This window comes from Enterobacter sp. MGH119, from assembly GCF_001037675.1.
Lineage (GTDB): Bacteria > Pseudomonadota > Gammaproteobacteria > Enterobacterales > Enterobacteriaceae > Enterobacter > Enterobacter hormaechei_C.
The window spans coordinates 1,338,155-1,354,647 of sequence record NZ_KQ089929.1; the positions used below are offsets into that span (position 1 = coordinate 1,338,155).

Below are 16,493 nucleotides of genomic sequence, written 5' to 3' on the forward strand. Positions count from 1 at the left end.
TAAGATTATGGGTCACTACACACGCTGGCTTGAGCTTAAAGAAGAACATCCGGGTAAGTACGCCCGTGATATCGCCGGATTAATGCACATCAGCGAAGCAGAGCTGGCATTTGCGCGTGTTGGACACGACGCCTGGCGGCTGCGCGGTGAAATCCGTGAGATTCTGGCGGCGCTGGAGTCGGTGGGGGAAACCAAATGCATCTGCCGTAACGAATACGCCGTTCATGAACAGATCGGAGCGTTTACTAACCAGCACCTCGGCGGCCACGCCGGGCTGGTGCTAAATCCGCGTGCGCTGGATCTGCGTTTGTTCCTCAACCAGTGGGCGAGCGCGTTTCACATAAGTGAAACGACCTCCCGCGGCGAACGTCAGAGCATTCAGTTCTTCGATCATCAGGGCGACGCTTTACTTAAGGTCTACACCACGGATCACACCGACGTTGCCGCCTGGGGCGACGTGCTGACCCGTTTTATCATTGCCGATAACCCCGCTCTGGCGCTAAAGGCTGTCGAGTCCCCTGCGCATTCCGACGGTGCTGATGCAGGCTCGGTGGAGAAAGAGTGGCGCGCCATGACCGACGTGCATCAGTTCTTTAGCTTACTGAAGCGCCATAACCTGAGCCGCCAGCAGGCGTTTCGTCTGGTGAGTGACGATCTGGCCTGTAAGGTGGATAACAGCGCGCTGGCACAGCTGCTGGAGACGGCGCGACAGGACAGAAACGAAATCATGATCTTCGTCGGCAACCGCGGCTGCGTGCAGATTTTCACCGGTGTGGTGGAAAAACTGACGCCCATGAAAGGCTGGCTGAACATCTTCAACCCAACCTTTACCCTGCATCTGCTGGAGGAGACTATCGCCGAGACGTGGGTAACGCGTAAACCTACGGCGGACGGACACGTTACCAGCCTGGAGCTGTTTGCTGCGGATGGCACTCAGATCGCCCAGCTCTATGGGCAGCGTACCGAAGGCGAGCCTGAGCAGAGCCAGTGGCGTCGCCAGATTGACGCCCTGACGCCGGAAGGGCTGGCGGCATGAAAAACTGGTTTGCCCTGCTCTGTGCCCTGCCGCTGGTCGCCGTCGCCGCGCCGGAGAGAATTGTCGCCCTCGGCGGCGACGTGACGGAGATCGTCTACGCCCTCGGCGCGGAGTCTTCTCTGGTTGCGCGCGACAGTACCAGCCAGTGGCCGCAGGCGACAAACGTGCTGCCTGACGTGGGGTATCTTCGCCAGCTGAATGCGGAGGGGATTTTGTCCGTACGCCCGACGCTGGTGCTGGCAAGCGACCAGGCGCAGCCCTCTCTGGCGCTGAAGCAGGTTGAACAGAGCCACGTCCGGGTGGTTACCGTTCCCGGCACGCCTGACCTGCGCGCGATTGACGAAAAAGTGAGGGTGATAGCTCAGGCGACGCATCATGAGGCGCAAGGGGAAACCCTGCGCAGCTCGCTGCGTCAGGCGCTGGCGGCACTGCCCTCAATACCGCTCAACAAGCGGGTGCTGTTTATCCTCAGCCACGGCGGAATGACCGCAATGGCGGCCGGGCAACAGACCGGCGCGGATGCGGCAATACGCGCCGCCGGGTTGCAGAACGCCATGCAGGGCTTTACCCGCTATCAGCCGCTTTCCCAGGAGGGGGTGATGGCCAGCCAGCCGGATCTGGTGGTGATTTCGCAGGAGGGCCTTAACGCGCTGGGCGGCGAAGAAAATCTGTGGAAACTGCCCGGTCTGGCGCAAACGCCAGCGGGACGAAGCAAGCAGGTGCTGGCTATTGATGACATGGCCCTGCTGGGCTTCAGCGTCCGCACGCCGAAAGCCATACAACAGCTGCGTGCCAGAGCGGAGCAACTGCCCTGATGTCCCGGCGCATCACATTATCGTTATGGCTTCTGGCGGGGTCGCTTACCGTCATGACGATCATGGCTACCGGTTTTGGGGCGTTACGCCTGCCGGTGAACGTGCTGTGGAGCGGCAGCGATGAGACGCTACGCCAGATCTGGCTCACCATCCGTCTGCCCCGCGTGCTGCTGGCGCTGGTGATTGGCGGGTCGCTGGCGCTCGCCGGCTGCGTCATGCAGGGGCTGTTCCGCAATCCGCTTGCCGACCCGGGCCTGCTCGGGATCAGCAGCGGTGCGGCGCTGGCCGTCGCCCTGTGGGTGGTGCTCCCGCTCGCGCTGCCCGCGCTGGTGATGCTTTACGCCCCTATGCTGGCGGCATTTCTTGGGGCGCTGGCAGCCACAGGCGTGATCTTCCTGCTCAGCAAGCAGCATGACACCTCTCTGTCACGTCTGTTGCTGGTGGGTATCGCCATCAATGCCCTGTGCGGTGCGGCAGTGGGTGTGCTTTCGTGGGTCAGCAATGACGCCCAGCTGCGTCAGCTTTCACTCTGGGGAATGGGAAGTCTTGGTCAGGCGCAGTGGTCCACGCTGCTCGCCGTGACCTCGCTGATGGTGCCTGCCGCTCTGGCGATCTGGCGCTGTGCCAGTGCGTTAAATTTACTGCAACTGGGTGAAGAGGAAGCGCATTACCTTGGCGTGGACGTTGCCCTTGTACAGCGAATATTACTGTTATGCAGCGCCCTGCTGGTCGCTGCGGCTGTCGCCGTCAGCGGCGTGATTGGCTTTGTCGGACTCGTGGTGCCGCACCTGATGCGCATGTGGTTGGGCGCCGATCACCGGGCAACCCTCCCCGGCACGGTACTCGCGGGCGCGTTACTGCTGCTGGTGGCGGATACGGTCGCGCGCACCCTGGTCGCCCCGGCAGAAATGCCGGTCGGCCTGCTCACCAGTATCCTTGGCGCTCCCTGGTTCTTATGGCTCATTTTTCGTCGTGGAGAACAGCATGGCTGAACGTTATACGGCTGCAAATCTGACTTTTACCCGGTCTGGCCGCACGCTGACAGATAACGTTTCGCTGTCACTGTCGCAGGGAGAGCTGGTTACATTGATCGGCCCCAACGGCGCGGGGAAATCCACGCTGCTGCGGCTGCTGACCGGCTATCTGAAACCCGACAGCGGAGGCTGTTCGCTGGCGGGAAAAGCGCTGGATGAATGGCATCCGCAGGTGCTGTCGCGCTATCGGGCGGTGATGCGCCAGCAATCTCAGCCTGAATTTGACTGGCAGGTGGAGGAGATCGTTGGAATGGGGCGTGCGCCCTGGACGCGTCACCCGGAACCGTCAATTGTGCGTGAGGTGTTGCAGCTGACCGGTTGCCTGCCGCTGGCCGGCAGGCGCTATCATGCCCTCTCGGGGGGCGAGCAACAGCGCGTCCAGCTCGCCCGCGCGCTGGCGCAGCTGTGGCGTGACGGAACGCCACGCGGCTGGCTGTTTCTCGACGAACCCACTTCCGCGCTGGATCTCTACCACCAGCAGCATCTGCTGCGCCTGTTGAAATCGCTGACCCGTCAGGGCCATCTTCACGCCTGCGTGGTGCTGCACGATCTCAATCTTGCCGCATTATGGTCGGGCCGGATCCTGCTGTTACACAACGGCAGGATTGTTTCTCAGGGCATACCGGAGAAGGTTTTGCAGGCCGACGCGCTGGCACGCTGGTACGGTGCGCAGGTGCACGTCGGCAGACATCCGGCGCACGCCGCGCCGCAGGTTTTTCTCGCCCCTTAGCTTGAGCAGCTCACTTCCAGCCGCTTGCCCCAGTCCGGCGGGCGGCTGACATAGTCATCCTCCCGGTCGGCAAACGGCGTGCGCAGGGCGATATGTAGCCGATGCAGCTCGGTATAGTCCCCCTGCTCTGCCTGCTCAATGGCCCGCTGCGCCAGCCAGTTGCGCAATACCATCGCCGGGTTAACCGCCTTCATCCGCGCCTGGCGGGTATCGTCATCAATTTGTTCCTGCTGTAAACGCGCCCGGTAAGCGGCAAACCAGTCATCAAACGCCTGTCGATCGACGAACTCGTCGCGCAGCGGTGACGCGGCGCTCTGCTGCGCTGTCTGACTCAGCATACGGAAGGTTCGGGTATAGTCGCTGCCTTCACGCGCCATGATGGCAAACAGCCCATTCAGCAACGCGTTATCGCCTTTTTCCTGCGTCATCAGCCCCAGCCTGGTGCGCATTAACACACCGTATTCCCGCAGCAGGACCTCCTGATAGCTGTCCAGCGCATCGTTCAGGGCATCAACGTCGATAAACGGCGACAGGCTTTGTGCAAGCCGCTGAAGGTTCCACAGCCCCACCGCAGGCTGGTTGTCGAAACGGTAACGCCCCTGATAGTCCGAATGGTTACAGATGTAACCCGGCTGATAGTCATCAAGGAAGCCGTACGGACCGTAGTCAAACGTCAGCCCTAACAGGGACATGTTGTCGGTGTTCATCACCCCGTGGGCAAAGCCGACGGCCTGCCAGCGGGCAATCATTGCGGCGGTGCGCGCAACAATATCACGGAACCAGAGAACATAGCGGTCCGGCTCGTTTTGCAGGTGCGGCCAGTGACGACGAAGAGCGTAATCGGCAAGCTGGCGGACTTTATCCGGCTCGCGGCGATAGTAGAAGTGTTCAAAATGACCGAAACGCAGATGGCTTTCCGCCACGCGGACCAGCATCGCTCCCTGCTCCATCGTTTCGCGGGCCACCGGCGTGTCGCTGGTGACAATGGACAGCGCACGTGAGGTAGGGATCCCCAGAGCGTGCATCGCCTCGGAAGCCAGACCTTCACGTATGGTTGAACGCAGCACCGCGCGGCCATCTCCCATGCGTGAGTATGGGGTTAGCCCTGCCCCTTTCAGGTGCCAGTCGAGCGTTTCGCCATTCGGCAGAACTTGTTCACCCAGCAGGATACCGCGGCCATCGCCGAGCTGTCCCCCCCAGACGCCAAACTGATGTCCGCTGTAGACCTGAGCCAGCGGCTTCATGCCCGGAAGCAGCGTTTCGCCGCCCCAGACGCCGGCGCCTTTTTCTGGCTGAAAAAGCGTCGAAGGGATGCCAAGCGAATCCGCTAATGCATCGTTATGCCAGATAAGACGCGCGTTTTGTAAAGGCGTTGGCTTAAGCGCGGTGTAAAAGCCGGGTAATTCATCGTGCCAGTGAGCAGTAAAAGACAGGGTCATAAGTCCTCCTGCTTTAAGTGTAGAGGGTTTCCCTGGACGTAAACACGGGCGAAGAAAGGGGTTATTGCTGTACGAGAGTCGTGACCCGCTCTGCCGGGACGGCAGGCCACAGGCTTCCCTGCATTGCACCAAAATTGAAGGGCAGCACGCGTTGTAAGATGCCGTGATCGTCAATTCCCGAGACCATGACCGACTGACAGTGCGGCGCGATCTGCCAGAGAATAGCGCGCATAAAAGGCTCAAACGAGAGTGCCGAGACACGCTGCTGGATAAAGTTTTTATCCAGAACCACCCGTTTGAACAGACCATCATAAATCGGCTTAAGGGACGCAGCCCCTGCACCGAAGTTAGCCAGCACTAGGGGGAAATGGATCGCCATTCTTGCCAGACAGGGATCGTCTTTCCCGTTATTTAAACCTGGATAGTTCTCATTAACAGTAAACTCAAGAAACGGATATCGTTCAAGGATTGAAACAGCGTTCTCATTAGTTAATAAAAACTCAACAATTGCAGGTGTAATATTGATCCATGCAATTAACTGATGCTGAATAAAAAATAGCTTACAGGTATCGAGTAATTGTAGTTTCTCCTGAAACAGCGCTAATTCATCTTCCTGAGAAAGATGGGGGATAACCAGTTCAGTCGGGATCCGTACGTCCGCACCCACGCCAGTAAAGTTAACCAAAATCTCTAAACCTTTAAGCAAACCTGCACTATCACGCGCCGGAAGGAGTAAAAGTTCAGACTGGTAAGCATTATCTAGCGTAATAATCATCGCGCTTGTCCTGCATTAAAGATGAGAGAGAACATCCTGGAGCAATTGCAGGCACAATTCCACTGTCTTGATTTTAATAAGATTAATTTCATTCTTTCCGTATTAATTTTCAGATTTTTCCCTGAATCTTAATTAATTTTATCCTGGTTATTGAATAATAGCCAGTTTTAGATAAAACAGGCACATGCCGCCATAAATAATTGGGCAAAAAATTTAACTTTAATCAACCCGTAAGAAAAGCCTGACGTCTATTTTCACCGCCAGGCCCTCCGCACTGCATTTTTATGCAGCGGTTAAATACGTCTGGCCTGCCAGAAGTTTTTACGCCAGTAAACATTATCCAGAGAGGAGCGCATCACGCCACGGCTGGTCGAGGCATGAATGAACTGATTATCGGTGTCATAAATGCCGACATGAAGGCCGCTTTCACCGGAGCCCGTTTTAAAAAAGACCAGATCGCCGGGCAGGAGTTCGTCTTTATCAATTTCAGTGCCGATTTTCGCCTGCATACGCGTTTCTCGCGGAAGCTGGAGGTCAAATTTATCGCGGAAGGTCATCAGCACGAATCCTGAGCAATCCACCCCGCCCCGGCTCATGCCGCCGTAGCGATAAGGGGTGCCGCGCCAGTTGCTGAGCTGATCGTTCAGGCTGGCAATGACCGTAATGGAATCGGAAAGCCGTGGGTTGGGCGGAGGTGCACGATGGCTGCTGCATCCTGCAAGAAATAGCGCCGCAACAAGGAGAAACCAGAATCGCATTTCAGACGAATCCTCTGCTTTTTTTGTTCTTTCGGTAATTTAGCGTGCATCTATGCGACTGTGCAAGAAAGGTTATTCCTGCGCCGTGGAAATGAGCATCTTGTGGCCTTCAATATCCAGCCTCCGGAACGACATGTGGTAAGCGCTCGCAAGATTGGCGGCCGTCAGCACGTTGTCGCGCGTTCCGCTGGCAATCAGTTTGCCACGCGCCAGCAACCACACCCGATGCGCGTGGCGCAACGTATGGTTTAAATCATGGCTGCTCATCACAATGGCGATCCCCTTGCGACATAGCGCGCTGAGCAGGGTATCCAGCGCTGCCTGTTGGGCAACGTCCAGCCCGCTCATCGGCTCGTCCAGCAGCAGCATCCGCCCGTGAGGATTTCCCGCCGGATGGATCTGAAGGATAACGGCGGCCAGACGCACGCGCTGCCACTCGCCGCCGGAAAGCTGATTTGCCTGCCGGGTGAGCTTATCGTCTAACCCGAGCGCCGCAGCAACCTCGTTGAGCAAGCCCACCTGATTTTTATCAGACAGATGCAGCGTCAGGTAGTGCCAGACGGGCATCGCAAAGGGCGGAACCTGCTGCTGAACCAGGTAGCTTCGACGGGAGGCAAGTGTAGCGGGTAGCCAGTCGACGAGCGATTGCCCGAGAAAGGTTATCTCTCCTTCCCCGGTGGTCAGCCCCGCCATACGCGCCAGCAGCGTGCTTTTTCCGGCGCCGTTTGGCCCAACCAGGTGAAGGATTTCACCTGCGTTGACTGCGGCAGTCACAGGCTCAAGACGTCCCTTCCCGGCAACGTCCGTGAGCTGCATCAGCAGCGTCATTATTTCGCCAGCGCCAGCTTGATTGATTCCATCACGATAGGATCTTCCGGCGTCATGTCAGGCGAAAAACGCTGCACGACCTGACCGTCACGTCCAATCAGGAATTTTTCGAAGTTCCACAGAATATCGTCCGGATAGAGCGGCGCGCGGCCTTTACTCGCCATACGCTCATAGAAACCACTCTCTTCAGGCGCAACGGCGGTCGGCGCCGCGGCCACCAGTTTGGCATACAGCGGATGACGATTTTCCCCGTTCACGTCAATTTTGCTGAACATCGGGAACGTCACGCCATAGGTTGTGCTGCAAAAGGTCTTAATTTCCTCTTCGCTGCCCGGCTCCTGGCCCAGGAACTGGTTGCACGGGAAGCCGAGTACGGTAAAGCCGTCTTTTTCCCAGGCTTTATGAATGTTTTCCAGCTGTTCATACTGCGGCGTAAGGCCACATTTTGACGCCACGTTCACGATGAGCAGCACCTTGCCCTTGTAGCCTACCAGCGTGGTTTTCTCGCCGTCAATGGTCGTCACTTCGGTATTCAGAATATCAGACTGCATAGCATTCCCTCAGGTTGACTTACAGGTTGTGTTTTAACGTCCAGCTTTTAATAGTAGCCAGATAAAGACCGGCGCGCCCAGCGTTGCGGTCACCACGCCTATGGGCAACTCAGCGGCCGTCAGGGCGAGTCGGGCGATGATATCGGCAACCAGCAGCGTTGCCGCCCCGGCAACCGCCGAGGCCGGGAGCAGGGTTCGGTGGTCCGTAATGCCGCACAGACGCAGCATATGCGGGATCACCAGCCCAATAAAGCCAATCGCCCCCGCAAGCGCCACGCTTACGCCCACCATCCAGCCGATGGCGATAACCAGCACGTTGCGCCAGAATCCAATCGGCATCCCGAGCTGGCGAGCAGACGTTTCGCCCAGCGCGAGAATATTCAGCGGCTGCGCCTGGAAAACCATCCAGAGGATAACCGGGATCAGGAGCACCATCAGCCACCCCTGACGCCAGTCGACGCCACCAAATCCCCCCATCATCCAGTACATTAACTGGCGCAGATCGAAGGAGGTGGAGAAGTAGACGGCCCAGGTCATCAGCGCACTACAGATGATCCCCAACGCTACCCCGGCAAGCAGCAGCCGGCTGGTGGATAAATGGCGACGAGCAAAGCGCAGAAGGATAAGGGTTATCAACAGCGCGCCAAGGATGGCGCTGAGGCTAATCCCCCAGGCGGAGAGCTCGCCTCCCCCCAGCATCACGGCGGCGATAAGCCCGACGCCTGCACCATTCGAGACCCCGAGAAGCCCGGGTTCCGCCAGAGGGTTTTCAAATAATGCCTGCATGATCGTACCGCACAGCGCCAGCGCAGCGCCGACCAAAAGGACAGCCAGCGTCCGCGGCAGGCGGATCTGCCAGACAAAGAGCTGCCCTTCAGGCGTAAACCAGCTTTCCGGCCCCAGCCACCGATCGCCCGCACACAGGCTGACGGTGGTGGCGACAATCAACAGCACCCCGAGCAGACACAGGCGGCGGAGATCGGAGCGGTGCTGAAGACGGGCAAGATCAAGCATAGACGATAGGTTATCCGGTTGAGATATCATTGATTTTACGGCGGGTTTAGCAAATAGCGCAAAGAAAAAAGGCCGCGTGAGCGGCCTTTTTAGTTAGTTCATATTACTCTGCTTTGGGCGTTGCGTTTTCGACACGGCTTTTTAACTTCTGTCCGGGTCTGAAGGTCACCACGCGGCGGGCTGTAATGGGAATATCTTCCCCCGTCTTCGGGTTACGGCCCGGACGTTGGTTTTTGTCTCGCAAATCAAAATTGCCAAAGCCGGAGAGTTTAACCTGCTCACCATTTTCCAGAGCACGACGGATCTCTTCGAAAAACAGCTCTACCAGCTCTTTGGCATCCCGTTTGCTAAGCCCAAGCTTATCAAACAGATATTCTGACATTTCAGCTTTTGTAAGCGCCATAGGTTCAATCCCTCAATGATGCCTGGAATCGCTCTTTTAATGCCTCTACACATTTGGCGACGGTAGCGGCAATCTCCTCTTCTTCGAGTGTACGGCTGGTATCCTGAAGGATAAGGCTAATAGCGAGGCTCTTGAAACCTTCTGCTACGCCCTTGCCGCGGTACACGTCAAATAAGTTTACGCCAACTACCTGATTTACGCCAACTTTCTTACATTCGGCCAAAATATCTGCTGCGGGCACATTTTCAGCGACCACAACCGCGATATCACGGCGGTTTGCCGGGAAGCGTGAGACGTCCTGCGCCTGAGGAATGACGCGGTCTGCAACCGGGTTCCACTCCAGTTCGAATACGATGGTACGGCCATTCAGATCCAGCTTACGTTCCAGTTCCGGGTGAACAACCCCAATGAAACCAACACGTTTGCCGTCTAAATAGATCGCCGCACTCTGACCCGGATGCAGGGCTGGAATCGCTTCTGCGCGGAATTCAATTTCGGATAATTTACCGGTCAGATCGAGAATTGCTTCCAGATCACCCTTCATATCGTAGAAATCAACCGTCCCTTTTGCCAGGTCCCAGTGCTCTTCATAGCGGTTACCGCTGATGGCGCCGGCCAGCATGAGATCCTGACGGATGCCTAAATTCGCCTGAGTATCCGGTACAAAGCGCAAACCGCTTTCGAAAATACGTACACGGTTTTGCTGACGGTTCTGGTTATAAACGATAGTGCCCAGCAGTCCCGTCCACAGGGACAGACGCATCGCTGACATCTCGCTGGAAATCGGGCTTGGCAGGATCAGCGCTTCCTGACCCGGGTGGATCAGCTGTTGCAGCTTAGGATCAACGAAGCTGTAGGTGATCACTTCCTGGTAGCCTTTGTCGTTCAGCATGGTTTTCACACGCTTCAGAGACAGATCGGCTTCGCGATGGCTGCCCATCACCAGACCCGCCTGCACCGGCTCGTCAGGGATGTTGTTGTAGCCGTAAACGCGGGCCACTTCTTCCACCAGATCTTCTTCGATCTCCATGTCGAAACGCCAGGATGGCGCAACGGCTTTCCACTCGTCCTGACCTTCTGTGACTTCGCAGCCCAGACGCGTCAGAATGTCGGTCACCTGCGCATCGGCAACGTGGTGACCAATCAGGCGATCCAGCTTGCTGCGGCGCAGGGTAATGGTCGCACGCTTCGGCAGTGTCGCTTCGTTGGTCACATCAATTACCGGACCCGCTTCACCGCCGCAGATATCGATCAGCAGGCGAGTTGCACGCTCCATCGCTTTGTATTGCAGCGCAGGATCCACACCACGCTCGTAGCGATGAGAAGCATCAGTGTGCAGACCGTGACGGCGTGCGCGGCCAGTGATGGAGAGCGGGCTGAAGAACGCGCATTCCAGCAGGACGTTTTGCGTCTCGTCGTTAACGCCAGAGTGCTCGCCGCCGAAGATACCGCCCATCGCCAGCGCTTTGTTGTGATCGGCAATCACCAGGGTGTCGGCGTTCAGTTTCGCTTCGCTGCCGTCCAGCAGAACCAGGGTTTCGCCCTCTTTCGCCATGCGCACGACGATCCCACCTTCGATACGATCTTTATCAAAGGCGTGCATTGGCTGGCCCAGCTCCAGCAGAACATAGTTGGTGACGTCCACCACGGCGTCGATAGAACGGATACCGCAGCGACGCAGTTTCTCTTTCATCCACAGCGGGGTTGGCGCTTTAACGTTAATACCTTTCACCACACGACCGAGGTAGCGTGGGCAGGCCTCAGGCGCGTCTATCTGAATCGGCAGCACGTCACTGATGGTTGCCTCAACCGGCGCGATCTCCGGCACGTTCAGTTCGGTCTGGTTCAGCACGGCCACGTCGCGGGCCACACCGATGATGCCTAAGCAGTCGGCACGGTTTGGCGTTACGCTGATTTCGATGGTGTTGTCATCAAGCTTCAGGTATTCGCGGATATCGGTACCGACTGGCGCATCCTGCGGCAGTTCAATAATGCCGGAGTGATCGTCGGAAATACCCAGTTCGGAGAAGGAGCACAGCATACCTTCAGACGGCTCACCGCGCAGCTTAGCCGCTTTGATTTTGAAATCGCCCGGCAGTACCGCACCGACGGTCGCCACGGCCACTTTCAGGCCCTGACGGCAGTTTGGCGCACCGCAGACGATATCCAGCAGACGATCACCGCCCACATTGACTTTTGTTACGCGCAGTTTGTCAGCGTTAGGGTGCTGACCGCATTCAACCACTTCGCCCACGACCACGCCGGTGAAGGCGCCAGAAACCGGCTCTACACCGTCAACTTCCAGACCCGCCATGGTGATCTGGTTGGAAAGCGCGTCGCTGTCCAGCGTGGTGTTCACCCATTCGCGTAACCACAGTTCACTGAATTTCATTGTTCTGTCCTGCCCTTATTTAAACTGTTTGAGGAAACGCAGATCGTTTTCGAAGAACGCACGTAAATCGGTTACGCCGTAGCGCAGCATGGTCAGACGCTCCATGCCCATACCGAACGCAAAGCCGGAATACACTTCTGAATCGATACCCACGTTGCGCAGCACGTTTGGATGCACCATGCCGCAGCCCAGCACTTCCAGCCATTTACCGTTTTTACCCATCACGTCAACTTCCGCAGACGGTTCGGTGAACGGGAAGTAGGACGGACGGAAGCGAACCTGCAAATCTTCCTCAAAAAAGTTGTTCAGGAAATCGTGCAGCGTGCCTTTCAGGTTGGTGAAGCTGATGTTTTTATCAACAATCAGACCTTCCATCTGGTGGAACATTGGGGTGTGGGTCTGATCGTAGTCGTTACGGTATACGCGGCCAGGCGCGATAATACGGATTGGCGGTTCCCGATCCTTCATGGTACGGATCTGAACGCCGGAAGTCTGGGTACGCAGCAGACGGGTAGCGTCAAACCAGAAAGTGTCGTGGTCAGCACGTGCCGGATGATGGCCAGGAATGTTGAGGGCATCGAAGTTATGGTAATCATCTTCAATTTCCGGGCCAGTCGCCACGGTAAAGCCGAGCTCACCGAAGAAACTTTCAATACGATCGATAGTACGGGTAACCGGATGCAGACCGCCGTTTTCGATACGACGACCCGGCAGAGAAACGTCAATCGTTTCTGCCGCCAGACGCGCATTCAGTACTGCGCTTTCCAGCTCGGCTTTACGCGCGTTCAGCGCCTGCTGTACCTGCTCTTTGGCTTCGTTAATCACTGCACCGGCTGCCGGGCGCTCCTCTGCTGGCAGTTCACGCAGGGTAGTCATCTGAAGGGTCAAATGCCCTTTCTTGCCCAGATATTCGACGCGGACATTGTCTAACGCGGCAACATCTGAGGCCTGGTTAATGGCGGCCGTTGCACTGGCAACCAGCTCTGCGAGATGTGACATGGTTTTCCTCATTATGTCGGTGCAGACACCGAATTGTTGGACGTATTCTCTTAACTTCAGGCACAAAAAAAGCCTCCATCGGGAGGCTTATCTGGCGCTGTTTTTCGTTTCATCTTTCACGCGCTAGCCTCCTGAAGTCAGGTGCTAAAGTAAAAGAAGAAGCGGAAAATAGCAGCATTCATGCTTGCGTTACCTTGTAGGGTAAAAACCGTTAAGACCTTATTGAAAAGCCTGCACGGATAAATGTCAATCTTCTGATGGTGTTAAATGAAAAGAGGAGGCAAAGCCCCCTCTCTCAACTGGCTTATGCCAGTGCTGCTTTCGCTTTTTCGACCAGAGCGGTGAACGCTACTTTGTCGAATACTGCGATGTCAGCCAGGATCTTACGGTCGATTTCAACAGAGGCTTTTTTCAGGCCGTTGATGAATTTGCTGTAAGAAATACCGTTCTGACGTGCTGCTGCGTTGATACGCGCAATCCACAGTTGACGGAACTGACGCTTACGCTGACGACGGTCACGGTAAGCGTACTGACCTGCTTTGATAACAGCCTGGAAGGCAACGCGGTATACGCGTGAACGCGCACCGTAGTAGCCTTTAGCTTGTTTCAAAATTTTCTTGTGACGTGCACGTGCAATTACACCACGTTTTACGCGAGCCATGTGTGCTCTCCTGTATCTATTCTAAGTTAAAAAAGTTAAACGTTAACGACTTATGCGTACGGCAGGCACGCGATGACCAGGCCCAGATCGCCTTTAGAAACCATGGCTTTTGGACGCAGGTGACGTTTACGCTTGGTAGCTTTCTTAGTCAGAATGTGACGCAGGTTAGCGTGCTTGTGCTTAAAACCACCTTTACCGGTTTTTTTGAAGCGCTTAGCAGCACCGCGTACGGTCTTAATTTTTGGCATTTTAATAACTTCCACTTCGCATTGTTAAATAAACGAAACATAGGCGAACAAAACCTATGAAACCCGAAGGCTCCACAGATTTTGCTGCTTGAAGGCCTTACTGTTTCTTCTTAGGAGCGAGCACCATGATCATCTGGCGGCCTTCGATCTTCGTAGGGAAGGATTCGACTACTGCCAGTTCACTCAGATCGTCACGGACGCGGTTAAGCACTTCCATACCAATCTGTTGGTGGGCCATCTCACGACCGCGGAAACGCAGCGTGATCTTGGCCTTATCGCCATCTTCCAGAAAGCGAATCAGGCTGCGGAGTTTTACCTGATAATCGCCATCGTCGGTACCAGGACGGAATTTGATTTCCTTAACCTGGATAACTTTTTGCTTCTTCTTCTGTTCCTTAGAAGACTTACTCTTTTCATAAAGGAACTTGCCGTAGTCCATGATACGACAAACTGGCGGTTCGGCGTTAGGGCTGATTTCAACTAAATCTACTCCAGCTTCTTCAGCCTTTTCGATCGCTTCTCTCAGACTCACAATCCCCAGCTGCTCGCCTTCCAGACCTGTTAAGCGAACTTCCTGGGCGCGAATCTCGCCATTGATACGATTCGGACGTGCCGTTTGAACTCGTTTTCCGCCTTTAATACCTTATTCCTCCAGTTGTTGAAGACTGCGGCTGCGAATCTCTTGTTGCAGCTTCTCAATCACTTCACTTACGTCCAGGCTCCCCAGGTCTTTACCACGGCGGGTGCGAACGGCAACTTTGCCTGCTTCCACCTCTTTATCACCACAGACCAACATATACGGGACACGACGTAAAGTGTGCTCGCGGATTTTAAAGCCAATCTTCTCATTTCTCAAGTCTGCTTTTACGCGAATGCCCGCATTTTGTAGTTTCTGCGTCAATTCTTTAACGTAATCCGCCTGAGAATCGGTAATGTTCATCACCACGACCTGCACTGGCGCAAGCCAGGTTGGGAAGAAGCCTGCGAACTCTTCGGTCAGGATGCCGATGAAGCGCTCCAGTGAACCGAGAATCGCACGGTGAATCATAACCGGCACCTGACGCTCGTTGTCTTCGCCAACATAAGAGGCGCTTAAACGCTGCGGCAGGGAGAAGTCCAGCTGTACCGTTCCGCACTGCCATGCGCGATCGAGGCAGTCATACAGGGTAAATTCAATTTTCGGACCGTAGAATGCGCCCTCGCCCAGCTGGTATTCGAACGGAATACCGTTCTCTTCCAGCGCTACGGCGAGATCCGCCTCTGCGCGATCCCATGTCTCATCGCTGCCGATACGTTTTTCCGGACGCGTTGAGAGTTTGACCACGATCTTCTCGAAGCCAAAGGTGCTGTACATATCGTAGACCATACGAATACAGGCGTTAACTTCTTCACGGACCTGATCTTCAGTACAGAAGATATGCGCATCATCCTGAGTAAAGCCACGAACACGCATCAGACCGTGCAGCGCACCTGATGGCTCGTTACGGTGGCAGCTACCGAACTCCGCCATACGCAGCGGCAGATCGCGGTAGGATTTCAGACCCTGGTTGAAGATCTGAACGTGGCCCGGGCAGTTCATTGGCTTGATGCAGTATTCACGGTTCTCAGACGAAGTGGTGAACATCGCATCTTTGTAGTTGTCCCAGTGGCCGGTTTTTTCCCACAGCACACGGTCCATCATGAACGGGCCCTTCACTTCCTGATACTGGTACTCTTTCAGCTTGGAGCGCACGAACGTTTCCAGTTCACGGAAGATAGTCCAGCCGTCGTTATGCCAGAACACCATCCCCGGCGCTTCTTCCTGCATATGATACAGGTCAAGCTGCTTACCGATTTTACGGTGGTCACGCTTAGCCGCCTCTTCCAGGCGTTGCAGGTATGCGTTCAGGGCTTTCTTATCGGCCCACGCGGTACCATAGATACGCTGCAACATCTTGTTGTTGCTATCGCCACGCCAGTAAGCGCCTGCGATTTTCATCAGTTTGAAGTGATGACAGAAGCGCATATTCGGCACGTGCGGACCACGGCACATGTCGACGTATTCCTGGTGATGGTACAAGCCTGGCTTGTCATCATGAGCGATGTTTTCATCAAGAATCGAGACTTTGTAGCTCTCGCCGCGCTTCACGAAGGTTTCACGCGCTTCGTGCCAGCTGACTTTCTTCTTAATGACGTCATAGTTGGTTTCGGCGAGCTCGTGCATACGTTTTTCGAGCGCGTCGATATCTTCCTGGGTCAGGGTGTGGTCAAGGTCAACGTCGTAGTAGAAACCGTTGTCGATAACCGGGCCGATCGCCATTTTGGTGTTTGGCCACAGCTGCTTGATAGCATGGCCTAACAGGTGCGCGCAGGAGTGACGAATGATCTCCAGACCTTCTTCGTCTTTCGCGGTGATGATCGCAAGCGTTGCATCGCTTTCAATCAGATCGGACGCGTCTACCAGCTCGCCGTTTACGCGGCCTGCAATGGTTGCTTTTGCAAGTCCAGGACCGATATCCAGGGCAACATCCATTGGGCTAACAGCGTGGTCGAAATGGCGTTGGCTGCCATCAGGAAGAGTAATTACAGGCATTTTATATCCTTATTTGCAGTGATGCCCCACACATAAGAGCATATACAAAGAAAATAATCGTGATTAAACAGTAGATTACGAAACCATCTGACCAACAATCGTCAAATTGGTTCGTCATCATTCACCGGCCGATTTCAGAATAATGCGGGTTTACGACAGGCGACGTAATGGTAACACTATTGACAGGGCGAATGCACCTTCCTGCGACCGTTTTGAACCGCACATCCTGTTGTCTGCA

General features: G+C 55.6%; 18 protein-coding genes and 1 other annotated feature. Of the genes, 4 read left to right on the forward strand and 14 right to left on the reverse strand.

Annotated elements, in window-relative coordinates; translation table 11 throughout:
- Positions 1 to 7 precede the first annotated feature (7 nt).
- Genes chuS through SK53_RS06280 form a run of 4 tightly spaced genes read left to right on the forward strand, consistent with a single transcriptional unit; the run spans position 8 to position 3,615 of the window.
- A complete protein-coding gene (chuS, locus tag SK53_RS06265) occupies positions 8 to 1,036 on the forward strand; it encodes a hematinate-forming heme oxygenase ChuS (RefSeq protein WP_023315933.1) in 1,029 nt (342 codons plus the stop codon).
- Entirely contained in the window at positions 1,033 to 1,851 is an 819-nt protein-coding gene (locus SK53_RS06270; RefSeq protein WP_048208822.1) for a heme/hemin ABC transporter substrate-binding protein, read from the forward strand. The genes chuS and SK53_RS06270 overlap by 4 nt, the downstream gene beginning before the upstream one ends.
- Positions 1,851 to 2,843 (forward strand): FecCD family ABC transporter permease, encoded by a 993-nt coding sequence (locus SK53_RS06275; RefSeq protein ID WP_039268858.1) that lies wholly within the window; start codon positions 1,851 to 1,853, stop codon positions 2,841 to 2,843. The genes SK53_RS06270 and SK53_RS06275 overlap by 1 nt, the downstream gene beginning before the upstream one ends.
- Positions 2,836 to 3,615 carry a heme ABC transporter ATP-binding protein gene (locus tag SK53_RS06280; RefSeq protein WP_048208824.1) on the forward strand — a complete coding sequence of 260 codons (780 nt, stop codon included), beginning with the start codon at positions 2,836 to 2,838 and terminating at the stop codon, positions 3,613 to 3,615. Before SK53_RS06275 ends, SK53_RS06280 begins: the two co-directional genes overlap by 8 nt.
- Here the strand turns inward: SK53_RS06280 and selO are convergent.
- The 14 genes from selO to thrS all read right to left on the reverse strand — a co-directional run bounded on the left by selO (position 3,612) and on the right by thrS (position 16,255).
- The gene (gene selO / locus SK53_RS06285) at positions 3,612 to 5,054 is read right to left on the reverse strand and encodes a protein adenylyltransferase SelO (protein WP_048208826.1); all 1,443 of its coding nucleotides are present in this window, start codon (positions 5,052 to 5,054) and stop codon (positions 3,612 to 3,614) included. The genes SK53_RS06280 and selO overlap by 4 nt on opposite strands.
- Before the next feature lie 61 nt (positions 5,055 to 5,115).
- On the reverse strand, positions 5,116 to 5,829 hold the full coding sequence (locus SK53_RS06290) for an EAL domain-containing protein (protein ID WP_048208828.1): 714 nt from the start codon (positions 5,827 to 5,829) through the stop codon (positions 5,116 to 5,118).
- 293 nt (positions 5,830 to 6,122) lie between these two features.
- Positions 6,123 to 6,587, reverse strand: coding sequence for an NlpC/P60 family protein (locus tag SK53_RS06295; RefSeq protein WP_015570730.1), 465 nt, complete (start codon positions 6,585 to 6,587; stop codon positions 6,123 to 6,125).
- A gap of 72 nt (positions 6,588 to 6,659) precedes the next feature.
- Positions 6,660 to 7,415: a vitamin B12 ABC transporter ATP-binding protein BtuD gene (btuD, locus tag SK53_RS06300; protein WP_022650906.1), complete on the reverse strand. Its 756-nt coding sequence runs from the start codon at positions 7,413 to 7,415 to the stop codon at positions 6,660 to 6,662.
- Positions 7,415 to 7,966 (reverse strand): glutathione peroxidase, encoded by a 552-nt coding sequence (locus SK53_RS06305; RefSeq protein WP_003857800.1) that lies wholly within the window; start codon positions 7,964 to 7,966, stop codon positions 7,415 to 7,417. The genes btuD and SK53_RS06305 overlap by 1 nt, the downstream gene beginning before the upstream one ends.
- A 33-nt stretch (positions 7,967 to 7,999) precedes the next feature.
- Entirely contained in the window at positions 8,000 to 8,980 is a 981-nt protein-coding gene (btuC, locus tag SK53_RS06310; RefSeq protein ID WP_048208830.1) for a vitamin B12 ABC transporter permease BtuC, read from the reverse strand.
- A 103-nt stretch (positions 8,981 to 9,083) separates the two neighbouring features.
- The gene (gene ihfA / locus SK53_RS06315; protein WP_003857805.1) at positions 9,084 to 9,383 is read right to left on the reverse strand and encodes an integration host factor subunit alpha; all 300 of its coding nucleotides are present in this window, start codon (positions 9,381 to 9,383) and stop codon (positions 9,084 to 9,086) included.
- A 4-nt stretch (positions 9,384 to 9,387) separates the two neighbouring features.
- Positions 9,388 to 11,775 (reverse strand): phenylalanine--tRNA ligase subunit beta, encoded by a 2,388-nt coding sequence (gene pheT / locus SK53_RS06320; RefSeq protein WP_045346440.1) that lies wholly within the window; start codon positions 11,773 to 11,775, stop codon positions 9,388 to 9,390.
- A gap of 15 nt (positions 11,776 to 11,790) precedes the next feature.
- The gene (pheS, locus tag SK53_RS06325; protein WP_048208832.1) at positions 11,791 to 12,774 is read right to left on the reverse strand and encodes a phenylalanine--tRNA ligase subunit alpha; all 984 of its coding nucleotides are present in this window, start codon (positions 12,772 to 12,774) and stop codon (positions 11,791 to 11,793) included.
- 62 nt (positions 12,775 to 12,836) lie between these two features.
- Positions 12,837 to 12,961: a sequence feature (Phe leader region), on the reverse strand.
- Positions 12,912 to 12,956, reverse strand: a complete 45-nt coding sequence (gene pheM / locus SK53_RS23555) for a pheST operon leader peptide PheM (RefSeq protein ID WP_001386830.1) — start codon at positions 12,954 to 12,956, stop codon at positions 12,912 to 12,914. Its footprint overlaps the feature before it by 45 nt.
- Before the next feature lie 117 nt (positions 12,962 to 13,078).
- Positions 13,079 to 13,435, reverse strand: coding sequence for a 50S ribosomal protein L20 (gene rplT / locus SK53_RS06330; RefSeq protein ID WP_000124850.1), 357 nt, complete (start codon positions 13,433 to 13,435; stop codon positions 13,079 to 13,081).
- 50 nt (positions 13,436 to 13,485) lie between these two features.
- Positions 13,486 to 13,683 (reverse strand): 50S ribosomal protein L35, encoded by a 198-nt coding sequence (rpmI, locus tag SK53_RS06335; protein ID WP_001124225.1) that lies wholly within the window; start codon positions 13,681 to 13,683, stop codon positions 13,486 to 13,488.
- A 97-nt stretch (positions 13,684 to 13,780) separates the two neighbouring features.
- Positions 13,781 to 14,323: a translation initiation factor IF-3 gene (gene infC / locus SK53_RS06340; protein WP_023616141.1), complete on the reverse strand. Its 543-nt coding sequence runs from the start codon at positions 14,321 to 14,323 to the stop codon at positions 13,781 to 13,783.
- A gap of 3 nt (positions 14,324 to 14,326) precedes the next feature.
- Complete coding sequence (thrS, locus tag SK53_RS06345; RefSeq protein ID WP_003857814.1) at positions 14,327 to 16,255, reverse strand: threonine--tRNA ligase; 1,929 nt, start codon at positions 16,253 to 16,255, stop codon at positions 14,327 to 14,329.
- Positions 16,256 to 16,493 lie beyond the last annotated feature (238 nt).

Excerpts from the sequence above, each read along its gene's own strand:
- chuS (WP_023315933.1), top strand. The coding sequence starts at position 8 with ATGGGTCACTACACACGCTGGCTTGAGCTTAAAGAAGAACATCCGGGT.
- SK53_RS06270 (WP_048208822.1), top strand. The coding sequence starts at position 1,033 with ATGAAAAACTGGTTTGCCCTGCTCTGTGCCCTGCCGCTGGTCGCCGTC.
- SK53_RS06275 (WP_039268858.1), top strand. The coding sequence starts at position 1,851 with ATGTCCCGGCGCATCACATTATCGTTATGGCTTCTGGCGGGGTCGCTT.
- SK53_RS06280 (WP_048208824.1), top strand. The coding sequence starts at position 2,836 with ATGGCTGAACGTTATACGGCTGCAAATCTGACTTTTACCCGGTCTGGC.
- selO (WP_048208826.1), bottom strand. The coding sequence starts at position 5,054 with ATGACCCTGTCTTTTACTGCTCACTGGCACGATGAATTACCCGGCTTT.
- SK53_RS06290 (WP_048208828.1), bottom strand. The coding sequence starts at position 5,829 with ATGATTATTACGCTAGATAATGCTTACCAGTCTGAACTTTTACTCCTT.
- SK53_RS06295 (WP_015570730.1), bottom strand. The coding sequence starts at position 6,587 with ATGCGATTCTGGTTTCTCCTTGTTGCGGCGCTATTTCTTGCAGGATGC.
- btuD (WP_022650906.1), bottom strand. The coding sequence starts at position 7,415 with ATGACGCTGCTGATGCAGCTCACGGACGTTGCCGGGAAGGGACGTCTT.
- SK53_RS06305 (WP_003857800.1), bottom strand. The coding sequence starts at position 7,966 with ATGCAGTCTGATATTCTGAATACCGAAGTGACGACCATTGACGGCGAG.
- btuC (WP_048208830.1), bottom strand. The coding sequence starts at position 8,980 with ATGCTTGATCTTGCCCGTCTTCAGCACCGCTCCGATCTCCGCCGCCTG.
- ihfA (WP_003857805.1), bottom strand. The coding sequence starts at position 9,383 with ATGGCGCTTACAAAAGCTGAAATGTCAGAATATCTGTTTGATAAGCTT.
- pheT (WP_045346440.1), bottom strand. The coding sequence starts at position 11,775 with ATGAAATTCAGTGAACTGTGGTTACGCGAATGGGTGAACACCACGCTG.
- pheS (WP_048208832.1), bottom strand. The coding sequence starts at position 12,774 with ATGTCACATCTCGCAGAGCTGGTTGCCAGTGCAACGGCCGCCATTAAC.
- rplT (WP_000124850.1), bottom strand. The coding sequence starts at position 13,435 with ATGGCTCGCGTAAAACGTGGTGTAATTGCACGTGCACGTCACAAGAAA.
- rpmI (WP_001124225.1), bottom strand. The coding sequence starts at position 13,683 with ATGCCAAAAATTAAGACCGTACGCGGTGCTGCTAAGCGCTTCAAAAAA.
- thrS (WP_003857814.1), bottom strand. The coding sequence starts at position 16,255 with ATGCCTGTAATTACTCTTCCTGATGGCAGCCAACGCCATTTCGACCAC.